The organism is Saccharopolyspora terrae (assembly GCF_004348435.1).
In the GTDB taxonomy this organism is placed as follows: domain Bacteria; phylum Actinomycetota; class Actinomycetes; order Mycobacteriales; family Pseudonocardiaceae; genus Saccharopolyspora; species Saccharopolyspora endophytica.
On sequence record NZ_SMKS01000006.1, the window covers coordinates 38,737 to 61,800 of the forward strand.

The following is a 23,064-nucleotide window of genomic DNA, read 5'->3' on the forward strand; positions in this document are numbered from 1 at the left end:
GCGATCCCAGCATTCACAGTTGGAAATCCCGGAGAACTCGGGCACATTCCGGCGTGCCCGGAACCGATCTTGTCCCCTCGACGTGGTTCCATTCGGTGCGTGCCTCCCGCGAATTCGCCCGTGCTCGTGCGCCGCGCCGAGACCGCGCGCCGCGCCACGACCTGGGACGAAGCGGGCCGCCGCGCGCTGGAGCACTCCTTCGGATTCCTCCGCGTGCTCGGCGGTCCGGGAACGGGGAAGTCGACGCTGATCGCCGAGATCGCGGCCGACCGGATCCGAAACCGGGGCGTGTCACCGGAGAACGTCCTCGTGCTCACCTCCAGCCGCCGCGCGGCGTCGTGGATGCGCACCGAGATCACCCGGTTGCTCACCGGGTCCGGCGAGGACGTGCGCACCGCCCCGGAACCGCTGGTGCGCACCGTGCACTCCTACGCCTTCGCCGTCCTGCGGCTGCAGGCGGTGCGCGACCAGCTCCCGCCGCCGCAGCTGCTCAACGGCCCCGACCAGGACGCCCTGGTCCGCGAACTGCTGGAAGGCGACGTCGAGCAGGGTGCCCCCGACTGGCCGGAGCCGCTGCAACCCGCCCTGACCGTCCCCGGCTTCGCCGAGGAGCTGCGGGACCTGCTGCTGCGCGCGGCCGAACGCGGCGTCGACCCGGACCGGCTGATCGCCCTCGGGCGCGAGCACGGACGCCCGGAATGGGTCGCCGCGGGCCGGTTCGGCCGCCAGTACGAGCAGGTCACGCTGCTGCGCGGTGCCGGAGGATCGCAGGCCCCTGCCCTGGACGCCGCCGAGCTCGTCGGTTCCGCGCGCCTGGCATTCGCCACCGACTCCGGGCTGCTCATGGCCGAGCAGGACCGGGTCCGGTACGTGCTGGTCGACGACGCGCAGCACCTGGACCCGCAGCAGTACCGGCTGATCCGCACGCTCGGCGACACCGCCACCGAGTTCATCCTCGCCGGTGACCCGGACCAGTCCGTCTACACCTTCCGCGGCGCCGACCCGCGCTGCCTGCTCGACGCCGATCCCGGCGGCACCGACACCACCGTGCTCACGGTCGATCACCGCATGTCGAAATCGGTGCGAGAAGCCGTGCAGCGCTTGGCTTCCCGGCTGCCCGGCCACGGGCCGCAGCGCCGCCTGGTCGAGCCCGAACCGGAGTCCGAGCAGGACGAGACGGCCAGCGGCGCGGTGCAGGTGCGGTTGCTGGCGACCGAGGCGCAGGAGGCGGCGTGGGTCGCCGACCAGCTCCGCCGCGCCCACCTGCTCGACGAGATCCCCTGGTCGCGGATGGGTGTTGTGGTGCGCTCGACGGGCCGGTCGCTGCCGGTGCTGCGGCGCGCGCTGCTGGCCGCCGGGGTGCCGATCGCGCTGCCGGTGGACGACGTGCCGCTGCCGCAGCGCGCCGCCGTCCGCCCGCTGCTGACGCTGCTGCGGTGCGCGATCCGCCCGCACGAGCTCGACGCCGACGCGGCGGCGGTGCTGCTGTCCTCGCAGCTCGGCGGTGCGGACCCGCTGGCGCTGCGCCGGTTGCGGCGCGGTCTGCTGCGCCTGGAGTCGGCGTCGGGCGGCAGCCGTCCCAGCGGTGAGCTGCTGGTCGAGGTGCTGCGCGACGGCGACCGGCTGGCCGCGCTGGAGGACTCGGCCGCCGAATCCGCCCGCCGCGTCGCGGCCCTGCTGCGCACCGCGCAGGAGTCGGCGGACAAGGGCCAGAGCGTCGAGGAAACCCTGTGGCGGGTGTGGAAGGCCTGCGGGCTGGAGAAGCGCTGGGTCGCCCAGTCCGAGCGCCACGGCGTCACCGGCGCGCAGGCCGACCGCGACCTGGATGCGATCGTGGCGCTGTTCGACGCCGCGGCCCAGTTCGTCGACCGGTCACCGGGCAACGACGCGGCCGGGTTCGCCGACTACCTCACCGACCAGCAGATCGCCGGGTCCTCGCTGGCGCCGACCGCGCCGCGCGACAACGCGGTCCAGATCCTCACCGCCCACGCCGCGACCGGTCAGGAGTGGGACGTGGTGGCGGTTCCCGGTGTTCAGGAGGGCAGCTGGCCCGACCTGCGGCTCCGCGGATCGCTGCTGGGCGTGGAGCACCTGGTCGACGTGCTGTCGGGGGTGACGGCGGAACGGGTGTCGGCGACGGCGCCGCTGCTGGCCGAGGAGCGCCGGCTGCTGCTGGTCGCCGCGAGCCGTGCCCGGCGCAGCCTGCTGGTCAGCGCGGTGCGCGGCGAGGACGAGCAGCCTTCCCGGTTCCTCGACGAGCTCGACGGCGTGGAGAGCGATCCGGATTCCGCGGAACGCCCGATCGCCCGCCCGGAGCGGGGGCTCACGCTGGCCGACCTGGTCGGCGAGCTGCGCCGGGTGGTCTGCGACTCCGAGGAGCCCGAGGAGCGCAGGCGCCGCGCGGCCGGGCAGCTCGCCCGGCTCGCCGCCGACGGCGTGCCCGGCGCGGACCCCGACTCCTGGTACGGCCTGCCCGCGCCGTCCACCGACGCGCCGCTGGTCACCGGCGACGACCCGGTCAAGGTCTCGCCCTCCACAGTGGACATCCTCGCGAAGTGCCCGCTGCGCTGGCTGGTCGAGCGCAACGGCGGCCAGGACACGGCCGAACTCGCCGCCGTCACAGGAACTCTCGTGCACGCGCTGGTGCAGGCCGCCGCCGACGGCGCCGACACCGACCAGCTGCACCAGGCGCTCGACGAGGCCTGGCAGACCATCGACGCCGGGGCGCCGTGGTTCTCCCGCAAGGAGCGCAAGCGAGTTGAGGGGATGCTCAACGCCTTCGTCGTCTGGCTGGTGCAGTCCCGCGCCGAGCTCACCCAGATCGGCGTGGAGCGCGACCTCGACGTCACCGTGCAGGGCCGCGAGGGCGGACCCTGGCTGCGGCTGCGCGGCCGGGTCGACCGGCTCGAATCCGACTCCTCGGGACGACCGGTCGTCGTGGACGTCAAGACGGCGAAAGCGCCGGTCAGCAAGGGTGATGCCGAGGAGCACCCGCAGCTGGCGGTCTACCAGCTGGCCGCCGCGCTCGGTGCCTTCGGCGACGAGCAGGAGCCCGGGGGAGCCCGGCTGCTCTACGTCGCCAAGTCCGACCGCAAGGGCTCGGCGACCGAACGCGCGCAAGAACCGCTCGACCAGGAGAAGATCAAGGTGTGGCTCGACGTCGTGCACAGCGCTGCTGAGTCCAGCCTCGGACCGGCCTACGTGGCCAGCGAGAACACCGACTGCCCGCGCTGCCCGGCGCGCACCAGCTGCCCGGTTCACCCCGCAGGTAGGCAGGTTTCGCAGTGATCAGTCCACAGCGGATCGCCCAGGCCCTCGGCCTGCACCAGCCCACGCCCGAACAGGCCGAGGTCATCGCCGCACCACCCGAACCGGCGCTGGTGGTGGCCGGTGCCGGGGCGGGCAAGACCGAGACGATGGCCGCGCGCGTCGTGTGGCTGGTCGCCAACCAGCTGGTCACGCCCGAGCGCGTGCTGGGCCTGACGTTCACCCGCAAGGCCGCCCGCCAGCTCGCCGACCGGGTCCGCGCCCGGCTGCGCAGGCTCGCCGGGTCCGGCCTGCTCGACGAGGTCGATCCGAGCGGGCAGCTGCGGTCGGCGGTGCTCACCGAAGAACCGACCGTGCTGACCTACCACGCCTACGCCGGGCGCATCGTCGGCGAGCACGGGCTGCGCGTGCCGGTGGAGCCGGGCGCGCGGCTGCTCACCGCGACCGCCTCGTGGCAGCTCGCGCACCGCGTGGTGGCGAGCTGGACCGAAGACCTCGACACCGACAAGGTGCCGACCACGGTCACCAGCTACCTGCTGGCCCTGGCCGGTGAGCTCGCCGAACACCTCGTGAGCCCGGACGAGTTGCGGGTGCACGCCGAGAAGCTCTGCGAGGCGGTGGAGAACGCCCCGCGCGCCAAGGGCCAGCGCGCCAACCTTCCGCAGGACCTGGTGAAAGTCGTCGCCGCGCAACGGCTCCGGACCGCGATGCTGCCGCTGGTCGAGGAGTACGCGCAGCGCAAGCGCCGCGAAGGCGCGATGGACTTCGCCGACCAGATGTCGCTGGCGGCCAACCTCGCCGCCGGGCACCCGGAGGTCGTCGAGGGCGAACGCGCCCGCTACGGCGCGGTGCTGCTCGACGAGTACCAGGACACCGGGCACGCCCAGCGCGTCCTGCTGCGCTCGCTGTTCGGCGGCGATTCCGCGTCCCTGCCGGTGACGTCGGTGGGCGACCCGGCGCAGGCGATCTACGGCTGGCGCGGCGCGAGCGCGGCGAACCTGCCCCGGTTCACCACCGACTTCCCGCGCACCGAGGCCGACCACCTGGCTCCCGCGCACCGCTACGGGCTGCTGACCAGCTTCCGCAATCCCGAAGAGGTGCTGCGGATCGCCAACGCGGTGTCCGAACCGCTGCGCAGGATCGGCCTGGAGGTCGACGAGCTCCGCGCTCGCGAAGGCGCTGAGGACGGCGACATCCGGGTGCTGCTGGCCGAGCACGTCCGCGCCGAGCGCGAGTGGGTGGCCGACCGGATCCACGCCCAGTGGCAGGCCTCGATCGACGAGACCGGCCGACCGCCGACCGCCGCCGTGCTGGTCCGCCGCCGCGCCGACATGGCCGACATCGCGGTCGCCCTGCGGGAACGCGGACTCCCGGTGGAGGTCGTCGGTCTCGGCGGGCTGCTGGACGAGCCGGAGGTGCGCGACCTGGTCAGCGCGCTGCGGCTGCTCGTCGACCCGCTCGCGGGCACGGCCGCGGCCCGGCTGCTGACCGGTTCGCGCTGGCGGATCGGAGCCGCCGACCTGGCGGCGCTGTGGGAGCGGGCGCGGGAGCTCGGCACGCAGTTCTTCGGCGAACCCGAGTCCGACGACGCCACGGCTGTCGTCCACGCCGCGCTGCCGGGCGAGAACGCCGAGCAGGCGGGCCTGGCCGACGCCCTCGACGACCCCGGTCGGCCGGAGCGCTACTCCGAGCAGGGCTACGACCGCATCCGCAGGCTCGGCGGCGAGCTGGCCGCTCTGCGACGCCGCCTGGACCAGCCGCTGCCGGAGCTGGTCGCCGACGCCGAGCGCACGCTGCTGCTGGACATCGAGAGCCTGGCGCGGCCGGGCGGTGTGGGGCGCATCCACCTCGACGCCTTCGCCGACGTGGTCACCTCGTTCGCCACGGCCAGCCCGTCGGCGACGCTGCCGTCGCTGCTGGACTACTTCGCCGCCGCCGAGCGCGCCGAGGACGGTCTGGAACCCGGTGAGGTCGAGGTCGCCGACGACCGCGTGCAGATCCTCACCGTGCACGCCGCCAAGGGCCTGGAGTGGCAGGTCGTGGCCGTTCCGCACCTGGTCAACGACGTCTTCCCCGGCAAGCGCAAGTCCTCGTCGTGGCTGCGGTCGGTGACCTCGCTGCCCGCCGAGCTGCGCGGCGACGCACCCGACCTGCCCAAGCTCGACGTGGACCGGCTGAACGGCCTGGACCGCAAGGAGCTCAGCGAGGCGCTGGGCATCCACGACGAGGAGTTCGAAGCCCGTCGGCTCGCCGAGGAACGCCGCCTGTTCTACGTCGCGGTGACCCGCTCGGAGCGCACGCTGCTGCTGTCCGGGCACTGGTGGGGCGAGAGCGGCGACCGGCCCAAGGGCCCGTCGGACTTCCTCACCGAGACCGCGGAGGTCGTGCACGGCGACCGCGTCGGCGTCATCGACGAGTGGTGCCCGACTCCCGACGAGGACGCCGAGAACCCTCTGGCCCACGAGGTCCGCTCCGCCGAGTGGCCGGTGGATCCGCTGGGACAGCGTCGCGAAGCCGTCTCCGAAGGCGCGGAGCTGGTCCGCGCGGCCCTGTCCGCCGTGGATTCGATCGAGGTGGACGAGGACCCCGACGGCTGGGCGCGCGACGTCGACGTCCTGCTGGCGGAGCGGGCCGCCGCCGCGCAGCGCCGCGAGGAGGTCCGGCTGCCCGATCACCTGTCGGTCAGCCAGCTCGTCGAGCTCGCCGGTGACACCGATGCGCTGGCCCGCAGGTTGCGGCGGCCGCTGCCGTACCCGCCGAACCCGATGACCCGCCGGGGAACCGCGTTCCACGCCTGGCTGGAGCACCGGTTCACCTCCTCGGCGCTGCTGGACGTCGACGAACTGCCCGGTGCCGCCGACGATTCCGCTCCGATGCACGAGGACCTCGCCGAGCTGCAGAAGGCGTTCCTCGAGGGCTCCTGGGCCGACAGGACCCCGCACCGCGTGGAGGTGCCGTTCGAGACCCAGGTGGAGGGCATCGTCCTGCGCGGCCGGATGGACGCGGTCTTCGCCGATCCCGACGGCGGCTGGACGGTCGTGGACTGGAAGACCGGTGGAGTCCCCAACGGCGACCAGATCCCGTCGCTGTCGGTGCAGCTGGCCGCGTACCGGCTGGCGTGGGCGGAGCTGTCGAAGACCCCGCTGGAGAAGGTCCGGGCCGCCTTCCACTACGTCCGCCACGACTACACGCTGCGACCTGCGGATCTCCGGGACGCCGAAGGTCTTCGCGAGCTCATCACCGCGGTCCCGAAGAACCCGGAAATGAGTACACGTTCGGGTGGTGGAGCTTGAGTTCGGAGTGCGCGGCGGTCGACTATGCCCGCGATGAACACCGACTGGAAGCTCACCACTCCGCCTGAATCCGCAGTGCGCGTGGACGCCGAAGTTCTCGCCATGCGCGCCCCTCTGGTGCGGGTCCACCGCGACGATGAGGGCACCTGGTCCTTCGAGGGCCCGAGCGCCACGGGTCGGGAGTCCAAGCAGACCAAGCTGCAGGCCGTCGTCGGCGCCTGGCCGCACGTGGCGGCGCTGTCCGAACTCGACGCCGGGACGGCCGTCGTCTGGTCCTGGCGGCAGCACGGCTGGGCCGCGGAGTTCGAGTGCGAATGCGGCAACTGCGAGCAGCCGGTGGCCGGCGACATCGATCGCCAGAGCTGGCCATCGGAACTCCAGCCGCACACGATCATCAGCGTCGAGCAGGTCGCGCTGTCCGGCCAGCGTCCGCTCACCGACATCATCAGCACCCCGGGCGGCATCGCGATGCTCGGCCCCGGCGATCACCGCCGCACGGTCGACCTGATGACCCCGGTGGCGCTGGCCAACGTCATCCGCCGCTGGCCGCACACGGTCCAGGCGATGCGAGTTCTCCAGCAGAACCGCGGAATGCGCTGGAACCCCGACGGCCTCAACTGGCACGAATACGCCGTCGCCTGACGCTTTCAGGCCGCGACCGCGCTGTTTCAGGTGTGGGACTCAGCCCGCACCGCTGTGTTGTCACCTTCGGGGGATTTCTCAGCGGTTCTCTGGGAGGACGCCGCGCATTGGCGCGCTCAAGGAGTGGCGCCCAGAGAACCGCTGAGCGAGCCGGGTGGAACGTCCCCTCGTTTCAGGCGTTCTCGGTGAGTTGCGGGTGGTCCAGGAGTCGCGAGTAGAGGACTTCCAGCAGCCAGCGCCCGAACATCGACGAGCCGAATTCCGCGGCGCGGTTCTCCGGCGGGATGACGAGCTTGCCGGAATCGTCGGGACCGGTCGTGACGACACCGGCGCCGTAGTAGTCCAGCTCCAGCATGGACAGCGCGTCGTACCGCTGCTGACCGGGCAGGACCACCGCGCACGGCGCGAGCGACAGCAGCATCCCGCAGGCGCGCAGCGCCCGGGACGGCTTGGACACCGGAACGAGAATTCCGATCAGGTCGACCGCGGCCACCGGCAGCTGGTCGTGGTGCTCGGGTTCCGACCACGCCTTGAACCACGCCGGGTTGAGCTCGGGTTCCCAGCCGTTGTTCAGGCGCCATTCGTGGACGTCCGGCCGGATGCGGGCGACCGCGGTGAACCGGGTGTCGAGAACATCCACATCCGGTACTAATCTCCCGTCCCAACCGAGAGCGCGGGCCGCGTGCTGAAGCTGCTGCACGGTCGCATGGTAAACGCCCGAACCCCGATTTCGGGATGGTGTTTCCCCATTGATTCGACACAATTCCGGGCGGTCATCCTCCAGTTGTGCGGAGCGGTTACTGTTCAACGCCGTGAGTGGTCACAACGTCGGGGAGCGCGACTCATGAATCGAGGTCCCAGCCAGCTGTTCGGCAGGCACAACGCCGAGGAAGAGCTGAGCACCAGGCCCGATCACGCACTCGTGGGTGTCATCCGCATGCCGGGCACCGTGACGAGTCCTGTGCGCTCGATCATCCGCCGCATCCTGGGCGCCATGGTGGCGCTGGCCGCCACGGTCGCCATCGTCTACATCGGCCGGGACGGCTACCGGGATTCGGCGGGCGGCGAGCTCAGCGTGCTCGACGTCGTCTACTACGCCACGGTGTCGCTGTCGACGACCGGTTACGGCGACATCACCCCGGTCAGCGACCGGGCGCGGCTGGTGAACGTGCTCGTCATCACTCCGCTCCGCGTGCTGTTCCTGATCGTCCTGGTCGGCACGACACTGGAAGTGCTCACCGAGCGCTCGCGGCAAGCTTTCAAGATCCAACGCTGGAGGTCCAAGGTGCGCGACCACGTGGTCGTCATCGGATACGGAACCAAGGGCCGTTCCGCGGTCACCGCACTGCTCGGCGAGGGCGCCGACCCGGGCCGCATCGTGGTGGTCGACACCGACCGCGCGTCGCTGGAGTCGGCGTCCGCGCAGGGCCTGGTGACGGTCAACGGTTCCGGTACCCGCTCCGACGTGCTGCGCGTGGCGGGCCTGCCGCGCGCCCGCGCGATCGTGATCGCCCCCGCCCGGGACGACACGGCGGTGCTGGTGACCCTGACCGCCCGCGAGCTGGCCCCGAAGGCGCAGATCGTCGCGGCCGTCCGGGAAGCGGAGAACGTGCACCTGCTGCGCCAGTCGGGCGCGGATTCGGTGGTGGTCTCCAGCGAGACGGCGGGTCGCCTGCTGGGCATGGCGACGTCGACGCCGTCGGTGGTGGAGATGTTCGAGGACCTGCTCAGCCCCGAGGTGGGTCTGGCGATCGCCGAGCGCGAGGTGGAGCGCCAGGAGGTCGGCGGTTCGCCGCGGCACCTGACCGACATAGTGCTGGGCGTCGTCCGCGACGGCGAGCTCTACCGGGTGGACGCCCCGGAAGCGGACGCGATCGAGGCCGGCGACCGGCTGCTCTACGTGCGGAAAGTGACGCCGCCGCAAACGTGACCTTCTCACAACAGGTCTCGGGCACTTCCGGTTCTGGGTTTCTGGGACTATCGGTGTTGTGGGAAGCACGCGAGGTTCGGCCTCGGTGGCGTCGATCCTGCTCGTCCTGGGCGTTCTCGGCGTTGTGGTGGCCGGCGTGACGGTCTGGCCGCTGGTCGCGGCATCCGGGCAGCCGCAGGTCGCCGAACGCCGGGCGCAGGCGGTCGTCGTCGAGCCGCGCCCGTGCGGGGCGCGCGCGGCCGGTGACGTGGTCGAGGTGCAGATCGACGGCCAGACCCGCCGCGCCACCTTCGACGGCTGCGGGCACACCCGCGGTCAGCGCCTGGACGTGATGGTCCCCGCCCGCGCATCGGGGGACCTGCGGGTCACACCGGTGAAAACCCAGCAGACCGAACTGGAGGCGCTCGCCTGGCGCACCCACATCGTGCTGATCACCCTGGCCGCGGTCGCGGGCGGAGGCTACGGAATCCTCCTGGGCAGGCGCTAATCCACGTCGCTCGGCGGTGAGAGCCACGTGTTGCACTGGGTGATCTCGTTCTTGCTGAACCCCTGATCGACCCAGGTGGAGTTGGTCTGGATGCTGCCGTGGTCGTCGACGTCGCTGTTCTCGTCGCCGCGCGCGGCGGAGTCGCGCAGCGCGGGGAAGATGAGGTCGTTGCTGACGCCGCCGTTCTGCAGCGCGGCGAGGCTCATCCCCTCGAAGCAGGTGGCTTGCAGCTCGGAGCGCCGGGTGAGTTCGAGACCGGCCTCGGTGTCGGCTCCGGCGTTGGCCGACGCGCTGCCGTAGGCGGCGTTGATGCCGGAAAGCCGCTGCAGCGCATGGCCGAACTCGTGCGCGAACTGCCCGAGGAACACCCCGGCCTCGCTCCTGCCCTCGATCTCGGAGTAGTAGCGCGCGGTCATGTAGATGGTGTTGTCCTGCGGGCAGTACAGCGCCGTCTGGTCCCAGGTCCGCAACCCGCAAGGCGTGTCGACGTCGTTGCCGGTGGTGACGACCCTCGGCGCGTCGGTGGGCAGGTTCGCCTCTTCCAGGGCCGGTTCCCACGCGTGCATCAGGCAGGGCAGCGCGGCCTGGTAGAAGGCGTCCTGCGAGGCCACGTCGGTGGAGAACGCCGGGAGCGGGCACGGCGTGGTGACGGCCCCGTTGCCCTCGATGTTGATCGGGTTGTCCCCGAGCTTCGGCACGGGCTGCTCGGTCCCGAAGTCCTCGGAGGTCGAGGTCTCCTCGGAAGTGCTCGTCTCCGCGGTGGTTTCGCTGGTGGTCGTCGTGGTCGCCGCGACGGGCGCGTCCACGGGTTCGTCGACCTTGTTGGCGGACACGGAAGCGGCCACGGCCCCCACGGTCCCGATCCCGAACAACGCCACAGCCGCCAGCACGAGCCCGACGACGAGCCCGGTGTTGTTCCGCTGCGGCGCCTGCTGAGCGAACTGGGGAACCCGAGGAATCGGCCCGGTCGTCTGCTCCTCGAACGGCACCCGCGGTGCGTGCCCGTAGCCGGGCGGTGGTGCTTGCCAGACCGGCGGCGCTTGCCCAGGCTGCGGACCCTGCCCAGGACCGGGAGCCTGCCCAGGTCGGGAAGGCTGCTGCCACTGAGGGGGCTGCCACTGCGGAGGCACGGGAGGCGTCATGTCCGGAACCCCATCGACCACCGCCGAGAGCCGTCAGCCACCCCGCCCGACCACAAAGCCTTCATCCCACCGACTTCCACCCAGACCCACAACGGCCTCAAACCCTAACCCCACGAACACCCCACCACCCCAAGAACACCCAAACCAACGCTGAGGCCGCACCACGACGTCGGCGACGGTCACCAGCAGGCAGTTCTGGTCCGAACCGCAGAAGAGCGCTGTGCGATGAGCTCTGGTGGGGCGCTGGGTGGGTTGGGAAGTAGTGGTTGTAGTTCATCGGTTTGCTGACCTTTCTCAGTAGTCCCACGTGTGTTCGTGGTGGTCTTGGCGGTTCGCGATGGTTGTGCATTCGGGGCAGCGTTCGGTGATGGTCTTGCTCAGGGGTTCTCGGGGCCACGGGGTGGCCGTGGGAATGAGAATCCACGTTTCGCAGAGTGCGGGAACCCAAGCGCCGGTATATACCGAGCCCGGGAGCGTCGTCATCGCGTGGCGAATCTTGAATCCTGAGCCGACGATCCAGAACACGTCCGTTCGCTCTCGTCGGAACACGTCGAAAACCATCCCTTTGAGTCCTTTGCTTCCAAAGCCGTGGAACCGGAATGGGATGGGAAGTTAAGTTCGCTTCAGCAGTTCATCCACCCGTGAAACGTTTCCCCGAGAACCGAAGCAGTGAAGCGGAATTCGAAACAGGGGAGTCGGTCACGAAGTACCCGGAGGTCAGGGTGTCGGCGAGGTCCCGCCTGTTTCGCGTCAACCTGGGCGCGGAGCTTCGAACCCTTCGCGAGCGCACGAAGATGTCCACCCGAACGGTGGCCACGCGATTGAGCACCAGCCCGGCGTGGGTGAGCAGAACCGAAACCGGCGCCCGCTTCCCGACACCGGACGAGGTCGCAGCGCTGTGCGAGCTCTACGGCGCGACGGGGGAGATGCGAGACCTGCTGGTCGCCAAGGCCGAGTCCAACGACGGCACGACGATCAACCTGCCGTCAGGCGACAAGTACACCGACCAGCTCGCGAACATCATGCTGCTGGAGACCGAGGCGCGGCGGGTGACTGCCTGCGAAATCGCGCTGGTGCCAGGTCTGTTGCAGACGGCCGAATACGCGCGCCAGATGATTTCGACCGTTGATCGGCCGCAGAGCGAGATCGAGCGTCGGGTCGCCACCAGAATCGGACGCCAGGCAGTGCTGTCTCGGCCGAACGGCCCTGAGCTGCGGTTCTTGATCGATGAGTTCGTGCTTCGGCGTCTGATCGGTGGACCGAAGGTGATGCGGACCCAGCTTCGGAAGATCGTGGCGGAGTCCGAATGGCCGAACGTTCGTGTGCGGGTGCTACCGGTTTCGGCGGGCGCTCATCCGGGATTGGACGGGACGTTCGCCATCTGCGAGTTCGCAGCGCTGGAGACCTACGTCTACCTGGAGAACAGGAAAGGCGGGATCTTCGTTACTGACGGCAACGCCACGCAACAGTATGTTGAGTCCCGCGACGCGCTGTGGGACGTAGCGCTCGGGGAGGAAGAGTCGGTCGAACTGATCGACGCGCTGGCAGAGGGGCTGAACGATGACTGAGCTGGTCTGGCGGAAGAGCAGCCGGAGCGGGTCCTCGACGAACTGCGTGGAGGTCGCGCAAGCCACTGACTTGATCGCGCTCCGTGACTCCAAAGACCCGGAGGGTGGTCATCTCCGGGTGGGTGAGCCCCAGTGGGAAGCCTTCTTGAAAGGCCTGAAGAACGGCCGTTTCCGCTCTGCCGAGTAGATGATCTTGGCGCTGTGACCTGGTGCGGAGCGTTCCACCGGTCAAGTTTGTCCAGATTCCCCGGAACCGTTACGCGCGCGGGCGCGTCAAGCTAAAGTAACCACGGTTCATGGGGGATCACAGGGTCCGGAGGATCTGAGATGACTAGCGCCGAGGGCGGGTTCGCCGCAGCGAAAGAGGGGCTGAAGGCCGTCAGCGGCCAGACGCAGTGGATCAACTCGCAGGTCGGTGCGGGCAAGCTCGCACTGAACCCGGAGGCGGCAGAGAAGGCGGCTAAGCACTGCGAAGAAGAAGTTCGCGAGCTCGCCAAGCTCCTGAGGAACGCGGCGGCGTTGAGGACCGTCAAGGGCCTTGGTGACTACGAGGATGGTCAGCAGCTCGCCAAGCGCTTTCAGGACAAGGCAACCGACCCCGACTCGGGCATTCTCAAGTTGATCCGTGACATGCAGGACGAGTTGACGAAGCAGGCGGAAGCATTTCGCGCTGCTGCCAAGGACTACCGTGCCGTCGACGAACAGAACGCTGACGACCTTAGGCGAGGGATGAAGTGAGCACGTTTTCCAGGTCCTTGTTCGCGACCGCAGCCGGCTTGGCTCTTTTCGGCCTGAGCGCTTGCGGCGGAACGAGCACCGGTGGTGAGCCCACGACGCAGCCACCCGCTCCGGGCGCGGCTCTTCAGAGCTTCGATCCGTGCACGTTCTTCACGCCTGAGGAACTGACTTCGTTCGGCGTGGGGACCACCTCGCAAGACTTCACGCAGGTCAGCTTCCAGCCGGGTTGCGAATGGGAAGGTGAGAAGCTGTCGATCGGTCTGCAGAAGAACGCCAAGGACACCGTGCAAAGTCTTGGGCAGGGCGGTGGCTTCGACAAGTTCGAGCCGACGAACATCGCAGGTCGTGAAGCCGCGGAGATCATCGTCGGTGGAGCGACTGACCAGGGCGTGTGCAACTACGCGGTGTCCGCTGGCGGCGGTTTCGTGATGTACCAGCTTTCCGGATTCATGCGTGATTCCGTTCCGGATCCGTGCGGCGAGCTTGAGAAGGTCGTTAACCAGACTGCTTCGAGATTGCCTCAGTGACACAGGGGGAGTGATGGGGCTTTTCAGCGCACTGGACAATGCCGGCGGGCACGTTTTCGGTTGGGAGACCGAGGCTGACGAGAACCGCATCGAGCAAAGTGCCGAGGCCAAGCGGATTGCTCAGCAGCAGCAGGCGGAGCTCGCGAGGCAGAACTCGGGCTTGAACGTCGGTTCTTTTGATTCGCCTGCCATCACCCAGTGCATCAACTGGGGCGGGCGCAGCCACGCGGACATCTACAAGACCAACCAGGAGTCGATCGATCAGGCCGCTGTCGCCGAGGTGGCGCAAGCCTGGACGAAGCTTGCTGAAGGTCTTCGCGAGCGTGGCGAGCGGTTCGGTCCGGACCTGTCCAACATCGTTCGCGATGGTTGGCAGGGCGAGGCGGCTGACGCTGCGGCTGAAGTCGGCAAACCTGCATCCGAGTGGATGAAAGCCAGCGCCGATGCCGTCGAGATGACGGGCAACAACCTCAACACGGCTGGGGATGCTGCTGGTCAGTCGAGGAAGCTCGTCCCGGAGCCGGAGGGGTTCAGCTGGGGTGAGGCCGCGGCGTCCGCGGTTCCGTTCGGTCTCGGTGGGGGCGGTGTCAACGCTCTTTCTCAGATGGAGGAGCAGCAAGAGGCTGAGAAGGCTGCTCAGGAGACGATGGGCCGTGTCTACAGCCCGACGCTGACCCAGGTCGACGCGAAGATGCCGCAGTACACAGCTCCTGACGGCTCGACCACGAACCCGCCGCCGGTTCCGCCGCCCGGCGGCACCGACTGGGGTGGCGGCATGGGCAACGGTGGCAACGTCCCCGGCGGGTCTGGAGCTGGCTCCGGCTCGGGCGGCGGCTACTCCGGTAGCGGCGTGCCCGGCGGTGGGATCCCCGGTGGTGGCTACTCCGGCGGTGCTTACCCGGGTGGGAGCAGTCCTGCCGGAACCGGTGCTGCCTGGGCGAATCCGCCGGGTGGCGGGCTCCCCGGCGGAGGTCTGCCCGGTGGTGGCACGCCTGGTGGCGGAACTCCCGGCGGCGGAGCAGGTTTCGGGCTCGCGGCCGGTCTCGGCGCGGGTGCTGGAGCAGGCGCGGGTGCGGGCGGTCGCGCCGGTGGCGTCGGTGGTGCGGGTGCTGGGGCTCGTGGTGCCGGAGCCGGCATGGGCGCCGGTGGCCGGGCCGGTGCCGGTGGTCTCGGTGCGGGTGCAGGTGCGGGCGCTGGAGCCGCGGGTGCCGGTGGTCGTGGTGCCGCTGGTCGCGGTGGCATGGGCGGCATGGGTGCCGGAGCCGGTCAGCGCGGTCAGGGTTCCGAGGACGACGAGCACGAGCGTCCTTCCTGGCTCGAAGAGCAGGACGACGTGTGGATGAACGACATGCCCAAGACGGCACCGCCGGTTCTCGGCGAGTGAGCGGGCTTTTCAGCTGATCGAAGTGGTGACGCGATTTCCGTCGAAATCGCGTCACCACTTCGAGCCTTCCTTTTTTGCTTCCACGAGTGGGAGAAAGCTCAAGTGAGTGTGTTGGGTCGGTGGCAGCTGCCGCCGGTGCACCTGGACATCGTGCTCAAATACCTGCGGATCGACGGTCTCACGCTGCCGATCAGCACCCGGTCCTTCGGCCGCACGGCCGATCAGTTCTCGGCCATCGGCAAAGCGGAACTGCCGATCATGGAGGCGAACGGGGTCGTCGCCGACGACGAGGTCGTGCCGCCGCTGGTCGACGCGCTGAAAACCCTCGCCACGCCCTACCTCTGGGTCGACTCGATGTGGTTCCCCGAGCCGGGGAGCGACCACTGCTGGCGCGCGGTCGCGGTGTTCACCGAGGGCAACCGAATCGTGCTCGGCGTCCAGGCACCCAGCGAAGATCCCCAGCGCGGCGGACTGCTGACCGTCGAGGTGCACCAGAACGCGCCGCTGCCCGGAGTCGTGCTCGGCACCCTGCCGCCCGCCAAGCCCGGCAGCTACGGCCCGATCCGCGTCCCGCACAGCTCGATGCAGGGAGATCAGGTCGAGGACTACGACCCGTCGAGCATGATGGAGACCGCCACGCGCAAGCGCGGCAGCAGCGGTGACCAGCAGGTCGAGCTCTACGAGAAGATCGGCAAGGCGCAGCACGTGCGCATCGGCCAGATCGCCGCCAACATGCGCGACCAGCACGGTCGGCGCCGCCGGACCCCGGTGGTGTCGTGGTTCGACAACGCCGAACCCGACGGCCGATACCTCAACCGGGTGGAACGCGCGAGCACCGGCGAACCGCTCTACGCGCTGCTGCCCGCGGACGCCGGTCTGATCGGGAACGAGATCAACTCGTTGATCAACCAGGTCCGCCAGGGATGAGCCCGTTCCGGCTGGTCGGTATGTCGCATTGAAGCAGGTCAATGGCCTATTCGGGGCTGCTCCGGTTGCCGTTTCGCGGGGTGGCCGGAGTGTTGCGACACGCCGAAAGTTGTCGAAGGGGGCACACACAGGTTGACAGCCCGCACGTAGGCTGCATGGCATGGTCGAACCCCAGCTGCATCGCGTCACCTTGCCCAACGGGCTGCGCGTGGTGTTGGCACCGGACTCGGCGGCGGGCCAAGCATCAGGTCAGGCCCCTGTGGTCGGTGTCAGCGTGCACTACGACGTGGGCTTCCGCTCCGAACCCGAAGGGCGCACAGGATTCGCGCACCTGTTCGAGCACTTGATGTTCCAGGGCAGTGAGAGCCTCGAGAAACTCGCCCACTTCCGCCACGTGCAGGGCTCCGGCGGCACGTTCAACGGTTCGACGCACCAGGACTACACCGACTACTACCAGGTGCTGCCCTCGGCGGCCCTGGAGCGCGCGCTGTTCCTGGAAGCCGACCGGATGCGCGCTCCGAAGATCACCGAGGAGAACCTGGCCAACCAGGTGGACGTGGTCAAGGAGGAGATCCGGCTCAACGTCCTCAACCGCCCCTACGGCGGTTTCCCCTGGATCCTGCTGCCGCCGGTGCTCTACTCGACCTTCGCCAACGCACACAACGGCTACGGCGACTTCACCGATCTCGAACGGGCCACCGTCGACGACTGCGCGGCCTTCTTCGACACCTTCTACTCGCCCGGCAACGCCGTGCTCACCGTCGCCGGTGACCTCGACGTCGACCGCACGATCAAGCTGATCGAGAAGCACTTCGGCGACGTCCCCGCCCGCCCGGTCCCGCAGCGGCCCTCGTTCGGCGAGCCGTTCCCGACCAGCGAGGTCCGCGGCAAGCACACCGACCCGCACGCGCCGCTGCCCGCCGTCGCGCTCGGCTACCGGCTGCCCGACCCGGTCGGCGAGCTCGACGCCTACCTGGCCAACGTCGTGCTCTCGGCGATCCTGTCCGACGGCGACGCCTCCCGGCTCCAGCAGCGCCTGGTGCACTCCGAAGCGCTGGTCGTCGACGTCAGCGCCGGCACCGGCCTGATGGGCGCCCCGCTGGACGCGCGCGATCCGGACACCTTCACCTTCACCGCCATCCACACCCCCGACGTCGGGGTGGAGCGCGTGATCGGAGCGATCGACGAGGAGCTCGACAAGATCGCCTCCGACGGCCCCAGCGAAGAGGAACTGCACCGCGTCACGGCCCGCTGGGCGGCCAGCCTCTACCGGGAGCACGACCGGGTCATCTCGCGGACGCTCGACCTCGGCAGCACCGAGCTTCTGCACGGCCGCGCCGAACTGATCTCGGAACTGCCCGACAAGATCGGCCAGGTCCGCGCCCAGGACGTCGCGGCGGCCGCCAAGGCGCTGCGCTCCGACGCGCGCGCCGTGCTGGAGATCGAACCCGCTGGTGACGAGAACGGAGGTGCGGCATGACCCGCGCAACGCACCGCAGCGCCGAGGAGATCGGCCGCACCGAGGCGGGCCCGCGCCCGCTGCCGCCGCTGGGCGAGCCCCGCGTCGGCGCCCCGCCTGCCGGTGTCGACACCGTGCTGCCCAACGGGCTCCGCGTCATCGCAGTCCGCCACGGCCAGGTGCCGATGGTGGAGATGCGCCTGCGCATCCCGTTCGCCGGCGAGGCCAAGGAGCACCCGGCGCAGGCCGAGGTGCTGGCCGAAACCCTGCTGACCGGCACCGCGCGCCGCGACCGCGTCAAGATGGACACCGACCTGGCGGCCGTCGGTGGTGACCTGCACGCGGTGGTCGACCCCGAGCGGCTGAGCATCGCCGGGGACGCGCTGGCCAGCGGCCTGGACGCGCTGCTCGACGTGCTCGCCGACGCGCTGACCGGCGCCACCTACGCCGACGACGAGGTCAACGCCGAGCGCGCGCGGCTGGTCGAGCGGATCGGCGTGGCCCGCTCGCAGCCGCGGGTGATCGCCCGCGAAGAGCTCCAGCGCCACCGCTACGGCGACCACCCCTACGTCCGCGAGGTCCCGCAGGCCGAGGACGTCGCCGAGGTGACCCCCGAGCAGGTCCGCGCGCTGCACAGCGCCGCCGTGCTGCCGCGCGGATCGGTGCTGGTGCTGGTCGGCGACATCGACCCCGACGCCGTGATCGGCGAGGTCGAGCGGGCCCTGGCCGGCTGGAAGTCCGAGGACTCCGCCCGCGAGATGCCCGCCCTGCCGCTGGTCACCGGCGGCGACGTGCGGCTGGTGCACCGGCCTGGCGCCGTCCAGTCGCAGCTGCGGTTCTCCGCGCAAGCGCTGGCCCGCACCGACGAGCGCTACCCGGCGCTGCAGATCGCGAACCTGGTCTTCGGCGGCTACTTCTCCTCGCGACTGGTGGAGAACATCCGCGAGGACAAGGGCTACACCTACGGTGCGCACTCGTCCTTCGAGTTCACCAAGGGCAACGGCACGCTGCTCGTCGACGCCGACACCGCCAGCGAGGTCACCGCGGCCGCGCTGCTGGAGACCCGCTACGAGCTGGCCCGGATGGCGCTGGTGCCGCCGTCGGAGTCCGAGGTCGAGTCCGCGCGGCAGTACGCGATCGGCGGGCTGCTGACCTCGACCGCCTCGCAGTCCGGCCTGGCCTCGACGCTGTCCGCGCTGGCCGCGGCGGGCCTGGACCAGAACTGGCTGACCGCGCACGCCGAGCGGCTGCGCGACGTCACCGTCGAGCAGGTCGCCGAGGCCGCGAAGCTGTTCTCGCCGTCGTCGTTCACCGGCATCGTCGTCGGCGACGCCGACAAGCTGGCGGACGAGCTGCGGCTGCTGGGCGGCGTGGAGCTGCCATGACCCGGTTACCGGATGGAGCGCAAGAATGACCTGCGAAGTGTTCGCCGGTGCGGGCTTCCAGCTCGACTCCCCGCCGCTCCTCTCGCGGTCCACTGTGGACCGCAGGGAGGAGCTGCGGGAATCCCTCGACGGCGGCGCGAAGCTGTGGCACACGGGCAAGGTCGTGCTCGTCGACGCCAAGGGGCGCACCCAGATCGGCGAGGACTCCCGGCTGATCGTGCAACCCGCCGTCGACTTCGGTGACCGCCCGTCGCCGAACGCGGTGCTGCTCGGCGTCGAGGACGACGTCAGCTACTGGGCGCTGCGCACCGACCACGACGGTGCGCAGGAGGGCTGGCGGGACCTGCGTTCCGGCGGCGCGCTGCTCAACGACACCGACGCCGGACTGCTCACCACGGCCGTCGGCCTGCTCGGCTGGCACGACAACGCCCGTTACTGCGCGGTCTGCGGCGCGGCGACCACCCGCGTCCGCGTCGGCTGGGCGCGGCGGTGCTCCGGCTGCGACCGCGAGGAGTACCCGCGCACCGATCCGGCGGTGATCTGCCTGGTCAGCGACGGCGAGGACCACGTGCTGCTGGCCCGCCAGCCGATCTGGCCGCAGTACCGCTTCTCGGTGCTCGCCGGGTTCGTCGAGGTCGGCGAGTCCCTGGAGGCCTGCGTCGCGCGCGAGATCCAGGAGGAGGTCGGCGTCGAGGTCTTCGGCATCCGGTACCTCGGCAGCCAGCCGTGGCCGTTCCCGCGTTCGCTGATGCTCGGCTTCGCCGCCGTCGCCGACCGCAACGCGCCGCTGGTGCCCGCCGACGGCGAGATCGAGGAAGCGCGTTGGGTCCACCGGGACACGATCCTCGCGGCGCTGGACGCCGAAGGCGAACCTGTGGACGGCCTCCGCTTGCCACCGGGCGTCTCCATCGCGTACCGAATGATCAAGGGCTGGGCCACCTCCAAGCCGTGACACCCGCACCCCCAGGGCATTTCGAATTTCGCGCGAAATTCGAGTCCGAACTTTCCGGCTCGAATTTCGCGCGAAATTCGAATCCGCCCCCGGTGCCGGGCGTGTCCGCACTGGTCAAGGCCATCGGGACGCGATCTGGGCGACACACGGTGGTGGGTATCGCCTGATCGGGGTCAGGGGTCTGCGAGGATGCCTGCATGGCCGATCAACCGCGTCTCCTGGAAGGTTTGGACCCGGAGCAGCGGCAGGCCGTCATCGCACCGCGCGGACCCGTGTGCGTCCTGGCCGGTGCGGGAACGGGGAAGACCCGGACCATCACCCACCGCATCGCCTACCTCGTCCAGCGCGGGCTGGTGACGCCCCGGCAGATCCTGGCCGTGACCTTCACAGCGCGCGCCGCGGGCGAGATGCGCACCAGGTTGCGTGAGCTCGGAGCCGCGGGGGTGCAGGCCCAGACCTTCCACGCGGCGGCCTTCCGACAGCTCCGCTACTTCTGGCCGCGCGTCCACGACGCCCAGATGTGGCAGCTCACCGACAACAAGTTCCGCCTGGTCATGCAGGCCGCGAACCGGCTGGGGCTGTCCACCGAGCGGGAGGACGTGCGCGACCTCGCCAGCGAGATCGAGTGGTCGAAGTCCTCGCTGATCAGCCCCGAGCAGTACCCCGCGGCCGCGCAGCAGGCCGGTCGCGAGACGCCGATCCTGCCCGAGCTGATCGCCAAGGCGTTCGCCGGGTACGAGAAGCTCAAGAGCGGCGCGCAGCTGCTCGACTTCGACGACCTGCTGCTGCACATCGCCGCGATCCTGGAGGACCGCGAGGACATCGCCGAGGAGTTCCGCAGCCAGTACCGGTCCTTCGTCGTCGACGAGTACCAGGACGTCAACCCGCTGCAGGCGCGCGTCCTTGACGCCTGGGTCGGCAACCGCGACGACCTGACCGTGGTCGGCGACGCCAACCAGACCATCTACTCCTTCGCGGGCGCCTCCCCGAAGTGGCTGGTCAACTTCCCGCGCAAGTACCCCGAGGCGACCGTGGTGCGCCTCGAACGCGACTACCGGTCGACCCCGCAGGTCGTGGGCCTGGCCAACCAGGTCATCGGCGCCGCGCGGGAACGCCCGGCCGGGACCCGGCTGAAGCTGGTCGGCCAGCGCCCGGACGGTCCGCACCCGGACTTCGCCGAGTACGACGACGAGACCGACGAGGCCGACGCCATCGCGCGCAAGATCGCCCAGCTGGCCAAGCGCGGCGTGCCGCTGTCGGAGATCGCGATCCTGTTCCGCGTCAACGCCCAGTCCGAGGTCTACGAAAAAGCGCTGTCCGACGCCGAGATCCCGTACCAGGTGCGCGGCGGGGAGCGGTTCTTCGCGCGCGCCGAGATCCGCCAGGCCATGGCCACCCTGCGCACCGCGATCGCCCGCGACACCGCCGCCGAGGACCTGCCCGGAACGGTGCGCGAACTCCTCGTCGAGGTGGGCCTGACCGACGAACCACCGGCCGGTGGGTCCGCCCGCGAGCGGTGGGAGTCGCTGATCGCCCTGGTCGAGCTCGCCGAAGGGCTCGTCGCCACGGTTCCCGACGCCGATCTGCGCCGCTACGTCGCCGAGCTCGACGCCCGCGCCGAGGCGCAGCACCCGCCGACCGTCGAGGGCGTCACGCTCGCCTCGCTGCACGCGGCCAAGGGACTGGAGTGGGACGCGGTGTTCCTCGCGGGCCTGGTCGAGGGAACCCTGCCGATCCAGCACGCCGACACCGACGCGGCGGTGGAGGAGGAGCGCCGGCTGCTCTACGTCGGCGTCACCCGCGCCCGCGAGCACCTGCACCTGTCCTGGGCGCTGGCCCGCGCCGGGGGACGCCGGTTCCGGCGCCGCAGCCGGTTCGTATACAACCTGGTGCCCGACGGACACCCGGCCGCGCTGCCGAGCAAGGCCAAGCAGCCGCAGCCGCCCGCCCGGCAGGCCGCGACGATCAAACCGCAGTGCCGGATGTGCTCGTCGACGCTGGTCAGCACCATGGACATCAAGCTCGGGCGCTGCTCGGACTGCCCGTCCGACGTCGACGAGAACCTGCTCGAGCAGCTCAAGGCGTGGCGCAGCGAGCGGGCGCGGCAGCTCAAGGTGCCCGCCTACGTGGTGTTCACCGACGCGACGCTGACCGCGATCGCCGAGCAGCGGCCCGCCGACGAGTCCGCGTTGGTGGGGATCTCCGGAATCGGCGCCACCAAGATCCAGAAGTTCGGTGGCGACGTTCTCGCCTTGATCAATCGGGTGAACTAGCAAAACCGCAGGTCAAAAATATGTTGCGGGTTGCACCTCGCGGCACATAACCTCGTAGACACGCGCGGGCCGAGTTGGCCCGCATTCGCCGACGGAGACCGAGAAGGAGGTGGGGACAGTGAAGATCTTCGAGACCACGCACGCCCCGCACTCCTTCATGGCCGGGGTCGTTTCGCTGCTCTCGGGCACCTTTGTGCTCGCCGCCGCCATTGCCAATGATCTGCGCGTCGACAAGCCGCGTGGCTACGGCTTTGTCCCGGCGACCCTGCAGCACCCGCGCAGGTCGGTCCGTTGGTCTTTCCTGGATCCGCTGATCTAGGAGAGCCCCAGGCTTCTCAGAAGGCCGCGGACCTGCACAACGGGTCCGCGGCCTTTTTGTGTTCCTGGTTGATCCACAACCACAACCACATCCATCCACAACCACAAGTCGCCTGCCATCGACTACTGGAGGAAGTCGTATGTTCACCGCGAGTGTGCCGATACCCGAGTCGGCCGTGGACTCGCAGTTCGAGCCCGAGCAACCCACGGGCTCATCGCTGCAACGCCGCTTGCCCTGCCGCCGGGACCCGGACCTGTGGTTCGCCGAGAGCCCGTCCGACCTGGAGCAGGCCAAGGTCCTGTGCAGCGACTGCCCGATCAAGACCGAGTGCCTGGCCGGCGCGCTGGATCGCTGCGAACCCTGGGGGGTCTGGGGCGGCGAGATCTTCGAACGCGGCGAGGTCGTCGCGCGCAAGCGCAGGCGCGGTCGTCCGCGCAAGCACCCACGTCCCGAAGAAGTCGAACCCCGCAAGCAGGAGCGAGCAGCATGACCAACACCACTGGACTGATCCACCCGAACAACGCGGAGATGCGCATGTACCCGACCGAGGAGCTGATCCGGATACATAGGAAGGAGATGATGGCCGAAGCCGAGCGACAACGCGAAGCTCGCTCGATGTCGGCCGGTCGCAGATGGCGGGCGATCGCCCGCTACGCGACGAGAAGAGCCGAATCCGCTGAGCGGCGCTGAACTTCGTGATCGCGCGCTCGCGGGTGCCGCGTCGGCCGTCGCGTTCCGCGGCGGCCGACGCATTCTTTTGCCGAACCGGCA

20 protein-coding genes are annotated in these 23,064 nt (G+C 70.0%); 18 read left to right on the top strand and 2 right to left on the bottom strand.

Going from position 1 to position 23,064, the window contains the following annotated elements; all coding sequences use genetic code 11:
- Positions 1–99: 99 nt before the first annotated feature.
- Genes E1181_RS06130 through E1181_RS06140 form a run of 3 tightly spaced genes read left to right on the top strand, consistent with a single transcriptional unit; the run spans position 100 to position 7,202 of the window.
- Complete coding sequence (locus E1181_RS06130; protein ID WP_235876479.1) at positions 100–3,288, top strand: ATP-dependent helicase; 3,189 nt, start codon at positions 100–102, stop codon at positions 3,286–3,288.
- Positions 3,285–6,560 carry an ATP-dependent helicase gene (locus tag E1181_RS06135; protein ID WP_132672925.1) on the top strand — a complete coding sequence of 1,092 codons (3,276 nt, stop codon included), beginning with the start codon at positions 3,285–3,287 and terminating at the stop codon, positions 6,558–6,560. Before E1181_RS06130 ends, E1181_RS06135 begins: the two co-directional genes overlap by 4 nt.
- A gap of 33 nt (positions 6,561–6,593) precedes the next feature.
- A complete protein-coding gene (locus E1181_RS06140; RefSeq protein ID WP_235876480.1) occupies positions 6,594–7,202 on the top strand; it encodes a hypothetical protein in 609 nt (202 codons plus the stop codon).
- Between the two features lie 172 nt (positions 7,203–7,374).
- Here the strand turns inward: E1181_RS06140 and E1181_RS06145 are convergent, their stop codons facing one another.
- Positions 7,375–7,902 carry a hypothetical protein gene (locus E1181_RS06145; RefSeq protein ID WP_132672927.1) on the bottom strand — a complete coding sequence of 176 codons (528 nt, stop codon included), beginning with the start codon at positions 7,900–7,902 and terminating at the stop codon, positions 7,375–7,377.
- Between the two features lie 144 nt (positions 7,903–8,046).
- On the opposite strand from E1181_RS06145, the gene E1181_RS06150 reads away from it, so the two are divergent.
- Together E1181_RS06150 and E1181_RS06155 are read left to right on the top strand one after the other, a co-directional pair.
- Positions 8,047–9,132 carry a potassium channel family protein gene (locus tag E1181_RS06150; protein ID WP_132672928.1) on the top strand — a complete coding sequence of 362 codons (1,086 nt, stop codon included), beginning with the start codon at positions 8,047–8,049 and terminating at the stop codon, positions 9,130–9,132.
- A gap of 58 nt (positions 9,133–9,190) precedes the next feature.
- Positions 9,191–9,619 carry a hypothetical protein gene (locus E1181_RS06155; protein ID WP_132672929.1) on the top strand — a complete coding sequence of 143 codons (429 nt, stop codon included), beginning with the start codon at positions 9,191–9,193 and terminating at the stop codon, positions 9,617–9,619.
- Here E1181_RS06155 and E1181_RS06160 read toward each other — a convergent pair.
- Positions 9,616–10,608, bottom strand: a complete 993-nt coding sequence (locus tag E1181_RS06160) for a neutral zinc metallopeptidase (protein WP_235876487.1) — start codon at positions 10,606–10,608, stop codon at positions 9,616–9,618. The genes E1181_RS06155 and E1181_RS06160 overlap by 4 nt on opposite strands.
- A 794-nt stretch (positions 10,609–11,402) precedes the next feature.
- On the opposite strand from E1181_RS06160, the gene E1181_RS06170 reads away from it, so the two are divergent.
- From E1181_RS06170 to E1181_RS06230, 13 genes are all read left to right on the top strand, one after another.
- Positions 11,403–12,329: a helix-turn-helix domain-containing protein gene (locus E1181_RS06170; protein ID WP_165944532.1), complete on the top strand. Its 927-nt coding sequence runs from the start codon at positions 11,403–11,405 to the stop codon at positions 12,327–12,329.
- Positions 12,322–12,516 carry a DUF397 domain-containing protein gene (locus tag E1181_RS06175; RefSeq protein ID WP_132672932.1) on the top strand — a complete coding sequence of 65 codons (195 nt, stop codon included), beginning with the start codon at positions 12,322–12,324 and terminating at the stop codon, positions 12,514–12,516. The genes E1181_RS06170 and E1181_RS06175 overlap by 8 nt, the downstream gene beginning before the upstream one ends.
- A 140-nt stretch (positions 12,517–12,656) precedes the next feature.
- Positions 12,657–13,067, top strand: coding sequence for a hypothetical protein (locus tag E1181_RS06180; protein WP_132672933.1), 411 nt, complete (start codon positions 12,657–12,659; stop codon positions 13,065–13,067).
- A complete protein-coding gene (locus E1181_RS06185; protein ID WP_132672934.1) occupies positions 13,064–13,594 on the top strand; it encodes a DUF3558 domain-containing protein in 531 nt (176 codons plus the stop codon). Before E1181_RS06180 ends, E1181_RS06185 begins: the two co-directional genes overlap by 4 nt.
- 13 nt (positions 13,595–13,607) lie before the next feature.
- Positions 13,608–14,978, top strand: coding sequence for a PPE domain-containing protein (locus E1181_RS06190; RefSeq protein WP_132672935.1), 1,371 nt, complete (start codon positions 13,608–13,610; stop codon positions 14,976–14,978).
- 102 nt (positions 14,979–15,080) lie between these two features.
- The gene (locus E1181_RS06195) at positions 15,081–15,905 is read left to right on the top strand and encodes an ESX secretion-associated protein EspG (protein WP_132672936.1); all 825 of its coding nucleotides are present in this window, start codon (positions 15,081–15,083) and stop codon (positions 15,903–15,905) included.
- 160 nt (positions 15,906–16,065) lie between these two features.
- Positions 16,066–17,385: a M16 family metallopeptidase gene (locus E1181_RS06200; RefSeq protein ID WP_132672937.1), complete on the top strand. Its 1,320-nt coding sequence runs from the start codon at positions 16,066–16,068 to the stop codon at positions 17,383–17,385.
- Positions 17,382–18,749, top strand: coding sequence for a M16 family metallopeptidase (locus E1181_RS06205; protein ID WP_132672938.1), 1,368 nt, complete (start codon positions 17,382–17,384; stop codon positions 18,747–18,749). Before E1181_RS06200 ends, E1181_RS06205 begins: the two co-directional genes overlap by 4 nt.
- Before the next feature lie 25 nt (positions 18,750–18,774).
- Positions 18,775–19,701: an NAD(+) diphosphatase gene (gene nudC, locus E1181_RS06210; RefSeq protein WP_132672939.1), complete on the top strand. Its 927-nt coding sequence runs from the start codon at positions 18,775–18,777 to the stop codon at positions 19,699–19,701.
- A 197-nt stretch (positions 19,702–19,898) separates the two neighbouring features.
- Positions 19,899–21,974 (top strand): ATP-dependent DNA helicase UvrD2, encoded by a 2,076-nt coding sequence (locus tag E1181_RS06215; protein ID WP_132672940.1) that lies wholly within the window; start codon positions 19,899–19,901, stop codon positions 21,972–21,974.
- 118 nt (positions 21,975–22,092) lie between these two features.
- Positions 22,093–22,293: a hypothetical protein gene (locus tag E1181_RS06220; protein WP_132672941.1), complete on the top strand. Its 201-nt coding sequence runs from the start codon at positions 22,093–22,095 to the stop codon at positions 22,291–22,293.
- Positions 22,294–22,432: 139 nt separating this feature from the next.
- Positions 22,433–22,783 carry a WhiB family transcriptional regulator gene (locus tag E1181_RS06225; protein WP_132672942.1) on the top strand — a complete coding sequence of 117 codons (351 nt, stop codon included), beginning with the start codon at positions 22,433–22,435 and terminating at the stop codon, positions 22,781–22,783.
- Positions 22,780–22,983 carry a hypothetical protein gene (locus E1181_RS06230; RefSeq protein ID WP_132672943.1) on the top strand — a complete coding sequence of 68 codons (204 nt, stop codon included), beginning with the start codon at positions 22,780–22,782 and terminating at the stop codon, positions 22,981–22,983. Before E1181_RS06225 ends, E1181_RS06230 begins: the two co-directional genes overlap by 4 nt.
- Positions 22,984–23,064: the final 81 nt, after the last annotated feature.